This is a genomic window from Paenibacillus taiwanensis DSM 18679, from assembly GCF_000425125.1.
GTDB classification, from domain to species: Bacteria; Bacillota; Bacilli; order Paenibacillales; family Paenibacillaceae; genus Paenibacillus_B; species Paenibacillus_B taiwanensis.
On the sequence record NZ_KE384307.1, the window covers coordinates 676679 to 688373 of the forward strand.

At 42.8% G+C, this 11695-nt stretch carries 9 protein-coding genes; 8 read left to right on the forward strand and 1 reads right to left on the reverse strand.

Features of this window, described 5'->3' with window-relative positions:
- The first annotated feature begins 43 nt into the window (after window positions 1–43).
- The 3 genes from sufB to H509_RS0117030 all read left to right on the forward strand — a co-directional run bounded on the left by sufB (window position 44) and on the right by H509_RS0117030 (window position 3037).
- Complete coding sequence (sufB, locus tag H509_RS0117020) at window positions 44–1441, forward strand: Fe-S cluster assembly protein SufB (protein ID WP_028546143.1); 1398 nt, start codon at window positions 44–46, stop codon at window positions 1439–1441.
- 403 nt (window positions 1442–1844) lie between these two features.
- A complete protein-coding gene (locus tag H509_RS0117025; protein ID WP_028546144.1) occupies window positions 1845–2303 on the forward strand; it encodes a hypothetical protein in 459 nt (152 codons plus the stop codon).
- 278 nt (window positions 2304–2581) lie between these two features.
- Window positions 2582–3037 carry a hypothetical protein gene (locus H509_RS0117030; protein ID WP_028546145.1) on the forward strand — a complete coding sequence of 152 codons (456 nt, stop codon included), beginning with the start codon at window positions 2582–2584 and terminating at the stop codon, window positions 3035–3037.
- Window positions 3038–3330: 293 nt separating this feature from the next.
- Here the strand turns inward: H509_RS0117030 and H509_RS0117040 are convergent, their stop codons facing one another.
- A complete protein-coding gene (locus H509_RS0117040; RefSeq protein WP_245596124.1) occupies window positions 3331–4467 on the reverse strand; it encodes an HD-GYP domain-containing protein in 1137 nt (378 codons plus the stop codon).
- Window positions 4468–4706: 239 nt separating this feature from the next.
- On the opposite strand from H509_RS0117040, the gene H509_RS0117045 reads away from it, so the two are divergent.
- The 5 genes from H509_RS0117045 (at window position 4707) to H509_RS0117065 (ending at window position 11055) form a co-directional block, all read left to right on the forward strand.
- Window positions 4707–5531: an undecaprenyl-diphosphate phosphatase gene (locus H509_RS0117045; RefSeq protein ID WP_028546147.1), complete on the forward strand. Its 825-nt coding sequence runs from the start codon at window positions 4707–4709 to the stop codon at window positions 5529–5531.
- Between the two features lie 132 nt (window positions 5532–5663).
- Complete coding sequence (locus H509_RS0117050) at window positions 5664–6761, forward strand: HD-GYP domain-containing protein (RefSeq protein ID WP_028546148.1); 1098 nt, start codon at window positions 5664–5666, stop codon at window positions 6759–6761.
- A 31-nt stretch (window positions 6762–6792) separates the two neighbouring features.
- Window positions 6793–9057: an MMPL family transporter gene (locus H509_RS0117055; protein WP_028546149.1), complete on the forward strand. Its 2265-nt coding sequence runs from the start codon at window positions 6793–6795 to the stop codon at window positions 9055–9057.
- A 90-nt stretch (window positions 9058–9147) separates the two neighbouring features.
- Window positions 9148–10311, forward strand: coding sequence for a radical SAM/CxCxxxxC motif protein YfkAB (yfkAB, locus tag H509_RS0117060; RefSeq protein ID WP_084159244.1), 1164 nt, complete (start codon window positions 9148–9150; stop codon window positions 10309–10311).
- Window positions 10312–10737: 426 nt separating this feature from the next.
- Window positions 10738–11055 carry a hypothetical protein gene (locus H509_RS0117065; protein ID WP_028546151.1) on the forward strand — a complete coding sequence of 106 codons (318 nt, stop codon included), beginning with the start codon at window positions 10738–10740 and terminating at the stop codon, window positions 11053–11055.
- Window positions 11056–11695: the final 640 nt, after the last annotated feature.

Here is an 11695-nt window from a genome sequence, read left to right on the forward strand (position 1 = left end):
TGAGTAGTAAGTACGTAACCCGTACAAAAGGAGGTACACGGCTATGGCTAAGCAAATGCCTGAAATGGAAGAGTACAAATATGGCTTCCGCGACAATCACCAAGCGGTGTTCCAATCCGGTAAAGGTTTGACACCGGAAATCGTCAAGGAAATTTCTAAAATTAAAGGCGAGTCCGAATGGATGTTGAACTTCCGTTTGAAGTCGCTAGATCAGTTTAACAAGATGGAAACACCAAAGTGGGGTGGAGATCTCGATGGTCTCGACTTTAACGATATTCAGTATTATGTTCGACCTTCCGAGAAGCAGGGCAAGACGTGGGAAGAGGTCCCTCAGGAAATTAAAGAAACGTTTGATAAGCTAGGTATTCCTGAAGCAGAGCAAAAGTTCTTGGCAGGGGTATCTGCTCAGTACGAATCTGAGGTTGTATACCACAGCATGCAGAAGGAGCTTGAAGATCAGGGTGTTATCTTTACGGATACGGACACTGCGCTTCGTGAGCATCCAGAACTGTTCAAAGAGTACTTTGGAACCGTTGTTCCCATTGCTGATAACAAATTTGCAGCATTAAACAGCGCGGTATGGTCTGGAGGAAGCTTCATTTATGTGCCGAAAGGTGTTAAATGTGAAATTCCTTTACAAGCGTATTTCCGTATCAACTCGGAAAATATGGGTCAATTCGAGCGCACGCTTATTATTGCGGACGAAGATAGCTTTGTGCACTACGTAGAAGGCTGTACGGCTCCAATTTACAGCACAAACTCTTTGCATAGTGCGGTCGTTGAAATTATCGTTAAGAAAAATGCTCGTGTTCGTTATACGACAATTCAGAACTGGGCACCTAACATTTACAACCTAGTGACGAAGCGCGCTGTATGTGAAGAAAATGCAAACATGGAGTGGGTTGACGGCAACATCGGCTCCAAGTTGACGATGAAGTACCCGGCAGTTGTATTAAAAGGCCGTGGCGCTAAAGGCTCTGTATTATCCATTGCAGTAGCAGGCAAAGGTCAGCACCAAGACGCTGGAGCAAAAATGATCCACCTTGCACCAGATACAACTTCGACGATTATTTCGAAGTCGATCTCGAAACATGGTGGTAAGGTGACATATCGTGGTCTGGCATCGTTTGGTCGTAATTCGGAAGGTTCCAAGTCTAACGTTAAGTGTGATACGTTGATTTTGGACAATGAATCCACTTCGGATACGATTCCATACAATGAAATTATGAATGATAACATTCAACTAGAACATGAAGCTACGGTATCCAAAGTGTCCGAAGACCAGCTCTTCTACTTGATGAGCCGCGGTCTGACCGAGAATGAAGCTACACAAATGATCGTTATGGGCTTTATCGAGCCGTTTACAAAAGAACTGCCGATGGAGTATGCGGTTGAGATGAATCGATTAATCAAGTTCGAGATGGAAGGCTCCATCGGTTAATATAAATGCAAATGTATTTAAGGGCTAAGCGGTATTTGTGAGAGTGGTTAATACCGTTAAAATACCGCTTAGTCAAATACATTCGTTACATATTGTTCTTTTTCTATGTATCAAATGAAAATTCTGCTTATATGATTTTGTAATAAGGTGAATAGTGTGATATACACTAGTCAATCAAACACATAAGTTATGAACGAATCCGTATATACTTTGTACGGGTTCTTTTTGTTTATTCTTATGGAGCGTGTGTTTCATCCTTCCTCTAGTATTACTTGGATACAATCCTGCTCTTTTAGTTATTGTTCATATTACTTTTTATTATTTTATTTTCCTAAAGTATTCCATATTGGATGGATTAATAGTATAATAACCTTTGAAATCCATATATTAGGAGGTTTTGCTTATGAAATTGAAAAAAATATTGCTCACCTTTGTGGCTGCAACATCAGTATTCGCATTTTCCCAGTCTGCTTTTGCCAAAGCAGGATTGGCGGACAAGTTCACAGAGGCGATACCATTGAGCCTTAGTTCTACCTTCAATATGTATCTTGACACAGATATCGGCGATGGAGATTGGTACTCCTATACTAATACATCAGGACAGACTCAGAATATTGTGTATGGAGCGTATCCCGTATCGCCCTCTTCGGGATTAAATGTGGACATAACTATTCTGGTACAATTATTTGATGGTACTATTATTCCAGTGGGGACACAAGGCGATACGGGGCCTGGAAATGTTCAAACCTCTGTTGCAAGTATTGTACCAGGTACAAAAGTTCTTTGGAGAGTCTTTGGACATAATCCGTATACGGATGGTGGTTCAGATAAGCCTTATACCGCGTTTGTTTATCAACAATAGAAAATTATTGTGGATCATATGCTATCAAATAAAAATCTTTAATGGCTGACAAAAGAACGGTTTCATTTTTGATGTCACATACCAATTAATAGTGTAGTAATTTTGCCATAATCAGATTTTACGCCCCAAAAGGTCATCCCCATATCGTGCTACTTAATAATACTCCCATTTAACAGAACTAAAGGTGTACTCGGTATCTTCTGTAACATTTTTATTTGTTAAAACTTAAAATATTTAGCTAATAGTAGTTTTAGAACTAACTCATTCGGAGGAAAAAAATGAAAATAAAGCAAATTTTAATTACACTGATTACTGCCGTCAGTTTGTTATCATATTCTCAGCCAGCACAGGCGATACAAGGGTTTTATGACAAGAAAGCAGATGCAAAGGTATTAAGTGATAGTGAGCATATTGGATTTGCATTAACAAGTGCAGACGATGCTGATTGGTTTAAATGGACAAATAATACAACAACAACAAAATATGCAAATGCAGTATTAAATATTATCGATCCAGATTCGGTTACTAATTATGATTTAGCTTTTGACATGCATTATTCTCAACACATCAACACGGGATTATTGTATACGCATGATACTGGACCAAATGGGCTTGATGCATTAAATTTTTTTCAAATACCCCCTGGCGCAACGATCTACCTTAAAGTACTTTCTAAACAAGGGACATTTTCACCAAAGAGTTATTCTGTAAGGTGGAGTGTTCAAAATGTATAGTGATGAGGATTTGCCACTGACAGTTAAATTGGCCATTAATTCTACCAAATGTGCTTTGCTTCATATTCATCTTTAAACAACGTGTTTATAATGTAATAATACATCGTATTAGGACTATTGATCGTATTGCTGTCAAACTGTTGAATCACATAAGTGTTGGTTCTGTTGAGTATGGATTGCCTCATTTGGTTGAACTAAATCTTCACTCATAAAGTCATAATTGACAAACTAGGATATATATAAAGAAATGTAAAAAATAGGCCTGTCCATTAAGGACAAGCCTATTGCTAATGCTACTCGTGCAGCACACGTTCGATCTCCAGCTTACGATTCTGGGAGAGATCGATAAATTGCTGGTCCACACGGACAAGCGGTCTGAAAAATTCAGTGTTATGATTCATCACGATAATTCCAGTACGGCCATCTGTCAGGATGACTTGCTTATGTAAAAAATTAGGAAGCATATAACGGATAAAGGTATGTGTAATGATAGGATCGAGCTGATCGAAGCTCATCTGATACAGTTCCTTTAATACGCTGAATAAATCTTGCTTCTCGCGGTACGCACGCTTGGAAATCATGGCGCTGTATACATCAGCCACAGCTACAATCTTGGCAACTTTATGAATCTGATCGCCTGTTAATGCTAACGGGTATCCGCTGCCATTCATTCGCTCATGATGCTGCAAGGCGGCAAATGAAAGCCAGTCGTCGTTATAACTAGCATTGATGATCTCATGTCCAGCGATTGTGTGTTTCTTCATCTGTTCGAATTCGTCAGGTGTAAGCGGAGACGGCTTGTTCAGAATAGCATGATCAATACGACATTTGCCAATGTCGTGTAAGTATCCTGCTTTGCCGATTCGAAGTGCTTCGCTTGGGCTATAGCCGAGCCATGTCGCCAAGTAGTATGATAACATACTGACTTTAATGGACTGCTGGCACGTATAGTCATCCTCTGAATTCAATTGCAGCAATAAGGAGACGACATCACGTTCTTTCTTGAATTCTTCTAACAACGGAGTAATCGTATTCTCCACAACTTCCTGGATGATTACACCATTCGTCTGCGCATGATGAAACAACAAATTAGTGTCTTTAAGCGCTTCCTCATACCTCGGGACAAAGCGATCATGAACGGAGGCTGGTGTAGCTTCCTTCAATTCTGCCGCGGCAGCCGTCAGTTTCATGGTATCGATATTGGATTGCGGGCTTACTCTTTCCATAATATCTAGCATGTCGATATTGTGGCGTTTAAGAATGTCTATATCTCGCGCTCTAATAATGGTGCCGGCGGAGATAATGTTAACTCCATTCTCATTAAAAATATCCTTGATGATAATATCTCCATCATGTACTTCAGTAACATGAACGCGCATGGTGCGATTCACCGATCCCCAACTGTATTTGACTTCATGTAAAGTTATCATAACAACATTATTCCAGCCATACAATAACATTAGCTAAAAAAACAGCTATATTGACGAATAATCATGAATTATATTGTAATTTGTATATTTCTCAGTTGTTAAAATGGAAACTTTTGTGTGTGAAGGGGCGTACTTGCCCAAGATAGTCATTCTTTATCGTTTCTGATATGCTTATAGTTGGCTTCTAGGACATACATATAAGAAAAGCTTTCTTACGAATGAAAGGAGTGTATTTTTGTATGTTAACTGTTTTAGTTGCCATCTTACTAGGGGTTGTAGAAGGTCTAACCGAATTTATTCCTGTATCCTCCACGGGACATATGATTTTGACGGCCAAGCTGATGGGAATTAATGACCAGAGCGAGCTGTTGAAATCGTTTGAAATCGCTATTCAACTTGGAGCTATATTGGCGATCATGATCGTATACTGGAATCGCCTATTAACCATGTTCGGACTCAAACAGCGCTCTGTCTCCAAAGGCGGCGTACCGCAGAAACAGCTTAATTTGCTGCACGTAGCATTAGGTATCTCACCTGCATTGCTGACGGCTTATTTCGCCAAAGATTTTATCAAAAGCTTGTTTAGCGCCAGTACGGTGCTGTGGGCGCTAGTTGCAGGAGCTATATTTATGATAGCAGCCGAAAGGATCGGTTCACGACGACGTCCTTCGGCGGAAACGTTGGATGATATTAGTTATGGGCAGGCGTTCATGATTGGCATTTATCAAATCATTTCCGTATTATGGCCTGGGTTTTCTCGTTCCGGTTCGACGATGGCGGGAGGCATGCTGAGTAGGGTAAGTTACCGTGCAGCGGCGGATTTTTCCTTCCTGATGGCGATCCCTATTATGGTAGTAGTTTGTGGATATGAATTAATGAGCAGCTATAAGCTGTTTACACCGGGCGTGCTTGGTTTTTTTGCGCTTGGATTTATCGTGTCGTTTGCTGTTGCTTACATCGTGGTGGTAGCCTTTTTAAAACACATTCAAAATATTAAGTTATGGCATTTTGCCGTATATCGACTTGTACTGGCGGGAATGTTCTGGTTTTTTGTTATGCGCTAGCCTAAATCGACAAATAACTGCAAAATATGACCGTTTAATAATCGTCATGGACGCAAAGAAATGTTATGATATGGACAAGTGCTCCATGCAATATGTGTAGCAAAGATAGTCTACAGCAGGGGTTGACAATGTTTGCGTTATGTTCCGATAACAGCATGCCAAAGTGGCATGCGTCTCGCCAAAAAAGTTTATAATGAAGAAGGAATGGTTCTGCTAAGTGAGAACGTCGAGCTAAGCGATAGCTTCATTAAACGTCTCAGAGATATGGGGGTGTCGTATGTATATGTGGAAGATATGCATACGGAAGGTATTAATGCACCGAACATACTAAGTGAAGAGACGAGAAAAGAAGCGAATCGTACGATTCGAGGCGAGTTCAAGCGCCTGATGACAGGGTCCGTGCTGCGAAAGCAAAGCGGTCCAAGTGACATGAACGGAGCTTTTTCCCGATTGCTAGACAATATTATTGATGACATATCCAGTCATGAAGATGCGATGGTTATGCTCGGAGATATACAGACGGCGGATTTATACGTATTTAAGCATTCGTTAAATGTATGTGTGTACACAACGATGTTTGGCATACATCATGGATACGCCAAGGAAGAACTGAAGATGTTAGCGATGGGTGCTCTGCTCCATGACATCGGGAAGACACAATTGGATCTTCAAATTTTGAATAAACCTGGAAGACTGTCTGACTACGAATTTTCCCATATTAAAAGTCATGCCGAGCTTGGATTTCGAATTCTTAAAAATGAACCTAACATTCCATTAATTGTAGCCCATTGCGCCTATCAACATCATGAGAGGTTAAATGGAAGCGGATATCCAAGAGGAATCGTATCAGAGCATATCCATGAATATGCAAAGTGGATTGCGATTGCCGATTCCTTTGATGCGATGACATCACACCGAGTTTATCGGTCAGCGATGCAGCCTCATGAGGCGTTGGAAATTCTGTATACAGGCTCAGGCACGTTATATGATCAATCTATGCTTGCCTTGTTCCGCGATCGGATTGCGGTGTATCCGCTTGGCATGACGGTGGAATTAAGCACGGGCGAAGTTGGCATCATATCGAAGATCAACTCGAAGATTCCTCAGCGTCCGATTGTGCGGTTGTTACTTGATCCAGAGGGGAAACCGTACCCGGACATGCGGGACATCGATCTATCACTTAAGCTAAATGTTGTAATTACGGGATACCGAACGGATATTATGGTTTAGAGCGAGGTGTCCACTAACGGAGGGGCTTTCAGTGCGGGAAACGGATAAGCAGGGCGTGTTCTGGAGATGGGGGACGCTCATACACCGGCATCGTAAGCTAGTAATTAGTCTATGGCTTGTATTGTTTACAGCTATGGGTATATTTGCGATTCAGGTCCCCTCTTTATTAAAGGACAACGGCTTTACTCCAACGGGAAGTGAATCAGACCAAGGATTACAACTTCTTCGTGAACAGATGCACCTCTCATCCAATGCGCTTGATATCGTATACAAGAGTAAAGATGGTTCATCCTTACTCTCAGAGCCCGCCAAGGCACGTATAATGGAGTCGTTATTTGAACTTCGGCAGCAACCGTATGTCACGGACATTGTGTTTGCACAATATACACGTGTTTCAGAACGTAATGACATTATTGCCGTCGGTGTAAAGCTTGATCTTGATACCAACGATGCTTTGGAGAGGTATCCTTCTATACGTAATTTGATTCCATCGCTAGTGGATATGGAAACCTATGTTAGCGGTGCGACACCTGTGTACTATGATATGCAGGTGGCAAGCAAGAACGATATTATAAAATCAGAGCTGATCGGGTTACCAATTGCCCTCCTTGTGCTGCTGCTCGTATTTGGGACGTGGCTCGCCGGTGTGCTGCCGCTTGTAGTTGGTTTATTAAGTGTAACAACTACGCTTGGTCTTGTTTATTTTATTTCTTTGGTGTCGAGCCCGCTTAGTAATTTCTTGCCTAATTTGGTGTCCATGCTTGGCCTTGCAGTTGGGATCGATTACGCCTTATTTATGGTGAGTCGTTTTAGGGAAGAGCTTTGTCATCAGGATACGGTCGCAGGTGCTGTAGCTATGACAGCTCAGAAAGCAGGCCAATCGATCTTTTTCTCAGGTGTTGCGGTGCTTATTGGGTTAGTCGCGATGGCTTTTATTGATTTGTCCTTATTCCGTTCGTTGGCGCTTGGTGGTGTAATTGTAGTGACAACATCTGTCGTTGTCGGCAATACATTGCTATTGGCGCTATTTGGCTTGATTGGAGAGCGAATCAATCGATATCCAGTCATTCCATTACGTTGGCGTCGGCAGAAACGTGAAATGACAAAGCAAAGCCAAGACGAAGGGAAGCAAATGGAAGGGTTCTGGGGCAAGGTTGCTTATGGAGTGATGTCGCGCCCTCTCTCCATCGTAGTGCTGCTTATGATTGGCTTGATCATATGCGCTTGGCCAGTGGGCAGTATGAAGATCGGCATTCCCAATGCTGAAGTGTTGCCTCCTACCTATGAATCACGCTATGGCGCCGACTTGATGCAGCAAGTGTATGACAAGCGAGAGCTCAACGCCTTGCAAGTGTTAGTTAAAATGGAGCAGCCTTATAAGGAAGCACGCTCGATTGAGCAAACAGAGCAGTTGGAGCGAGATATCGCATCACTGCCTGGTGTATTGCATGTGCAGAGCTACGTGTCGTTAGTTCGGAATTTGCCATCTACTGAAGCGAAGTTGGCTGCAATTGGACAACCTGTTGTCCAAAGTCAAGTGGAGTACCAACATTTGGCAAAGGATCGTTACGTGCTGCTCCATATTGTGCCACGGGTCCATACAGATGGGGACGAGGCATTTACCCTTGTTCGAGATGTAAGAGACATCCAGTTACAGGGGGCTGAGCTTTACGTGACTGGGGGCCCCGCTTATCGGTATGATATTGTGGAACGAATTACAACGGCTTTGCCCTATGTCGTGCTTTTTATACTAACCGTAACGTATGTGGTTCTATTTTTAGCCTTTCGATCTGTGCTGCTCCCACTGAAAGCTGTATTAATGAACGTGCTTAGTCTGGGTGCGAGCCTTGGTATCGTGGTGCTTGTGTTCCAGTATGGGTACTTGGCAGACTTTTTTCAGGTTACCTCCACGGGAATTGTAGTGGCGATGCTGCCGGTCATCATTTTTTGTGTTGTATTTGGCATATCTATGGACTATGAAGTGTTTTTGCTGTCTCGTATTGCGGAAGAGTATGAGGCTAGTGGGGATAATGAGCGCAGCACTGCCGAAGGGCTAAAGAAGACGGGTGGAATTATTACGAGTGCGGCGTTTATTTTAATTGCAGTAGTGGGCGCCTTTATTTTTACAGATAACGAAATGATGAAGGCGATCGGACTAGGTTTAGCGACAGCGGTGTTGTTGGATGCAACCTTAATTCGAATATTCCTTGTGCCTGCATTAATGAAGCTGATGGGACGCGCCAACTGGTGGTCACCTTGGCATAAGCGCTCTAATTCTTCGCGTGACGCTGCATAAATGAAGTGATCGGTCATGTTACTATATAAGTCATCTAACTATATAATAGATAGCTAGTTTAGAGGCAATAAGAAAGTATGGTGAGCTACAATGAAAATGATACAAGAACAGCAACCACAAACAGATATGAGCGCGGAACAAGTGCTGACACCGTTGTCACCCGCATATGATCCGTGGGATCCGATCCGGTCGTTACATCAGCATAATCAACACAAGCTGACAAGCGTAGAGATGACAGTTGCTCAAGTATGCAACATGCGATGTGAGCATTGTGCTGTTGGACATACGTTAATTATGCGGGAACCAAACATGCTGCCATTGGATTTGATGCTAAAACGGCTGGATGAAGTGGAGCATTTAGAAACCATTAGTATTACCGGAGGCGAGCCGACGTTTCATTTATCAACAGTCACCGATTATATTGTACCGATATTAAAGTATGCACGTGATCGAGGTATCCGCTCACAGCTTAATTCGAACGTGACCTTGGATTATCGGCGTTATGAACTTATTGCTCCTTATTTGGATGTTATGCATATTTCCTTTAACTATACAAATGCAGAAGATTTTCATGAAGTAGGATTCGTTCATACCAATCATCATATATCGCCTAAAGTATCGGCAAAATGGTATGAGCAAATGATGGAAAATACACGTAAATTAACAGCAGGCGGCTTACTTGTCTCTGCGGAAACGATGATTAATTATCGGACGCACGAAAAGTTGGGGGAAATGCATCGCCTTATACAAGAGATGGGATGTCAGCGTCACGAGGTGCATCCGATGTACCCGAGTTCGTTTGCCCAGCATTTACCGATGCTGCCTATCGATACATTGAGACAGTCTATTCATAAGCTGCTTGATGTTCGCAATCCAGACATGTGGATGCTGTTTGGCACACTGCCGTTTTATGCTTGCAACAGCAATGAAGCAGATCAAAAGCTCATTCGTCGTCTCCACACAGAGCCTAACGTTACCGTTAGGAATGATCCAGACGGACGCAACCGTTTAAACGTAAACATGTTTAATGGCGAAGTGTACGTTACTGATTTTGCGGATATCCCTTCTTTTGGCAGCATCCATGCCTCGAAGCTGGATGATATTTTTAATGAATGGCTAACCACACATCCGCTTGCGGAGTCTGTCAATTGCCATTGTCCGGCGGCACGCTGCTGTGGGCCAAACTTGCTTGTGGCTGAAATGTACTATCAAGGAATTGATTTTAGAAAGCGGACCTCAACATTATCTATTTAGTGCAGTGCGATTGAATGTGATACTTGGGCATGACAAGAGACGTGTGTTCTAACATTTAATTGAAGAGAATCTAAAGCAAGCACGGGGCTGTCCAGATAGTCAGTTTAAACTGACTTGACTACGGACGCCCCGTTTTGTTGAATGTTAAAATTAAGCACAACCCCCATCCTTTGTGAAATGGAAGTTACGACATTAACATTTCAAAAAGGACGGTTTTTATGCGTAATCAAATGATTACTACAGAACCGCATACTATGGAGTGGACACTTCCTCAAGGAGCAGTGGAAGAACAGTCTGTTAACACCTGCTCGCACCTACCTTTAAGCCCTATGAAAATAAACAAGCTTAGATGATTGCGGATTTGGATCGCTAGGTTTACGCGGATATGCGGATTTATGCGGATTTATGCGGATGAAGGAAGATCACATGAAAAACGGTCAATTGAAACCGATCTACAATGTGCAGATGGCGACCGAAAAGCAGTTCATTCTGTTGTACAACCTGCACCAACGCCTTAACGATACACGCTGCTTCATTGTTCATATGCAGCGCCTGGCTGCTCTGCTTTGCCGATGGATGCCCAAGACGGTGATAGCCGACGTAGGCTATGGCAGTGAGGAGATATTTTTATGCGATAGGGGAAGACAAAGAATCGCAGATGTGCTCCTGCCTTACGGCAGCTACTATGAAGGAGAAAACACGTCGTTACAAAAAGGCCATTCGGCAGGCCTGGACTGGACGTAGGAAGGGCACGATGATCGGTTTGTGTGCCGGATGGCCGCTACAGTCGCTTTAAGAAATACAAAACGATAGCGGTGAGCATAGAGAGCGATGATATCTGGTTGAATAGGCTGGCTTTGGTGGACAGACGATCCTTTATGGAAGGTAAAAACACGCTTTTGGTATAGTTACCGGACAGGATATCCGCTATTGCCTCCGAACTACCGACAAACGGGGAAGAAATACGCAAATAGCGTACCTCCTGTCCGCTAAGCGGCCTAATAATCCTTACATTCACTCCATAACGGATCTCTCGTCCGGTCACGTTTTCCAGGCCACTACCACACCATCATACCGATGATCCGCGCGCTCTGCACCTAAGTTGTAACGGGGTCTTTTAATTTACGCATATCAGCTACTGTTAAAAGGAATCAAGGGAGGAAGATGCTCTGCACTTCGACATTTTGTTTGGTTTGAAAATGAGTAGTTGAGATGTGACCGGATCGCTCTAGCTCATTACAGATAGGCAGACGATGGATAGCGTGTGTTGCTAATAGAAACTTAACGAATGGGTACGTAGAAACCCTACTCCTGCAAGATGGAAGTTACGACACCAACATTTCATAAAAGGACGGCAATTGAAACTGGGCTACGATGTGCAGAT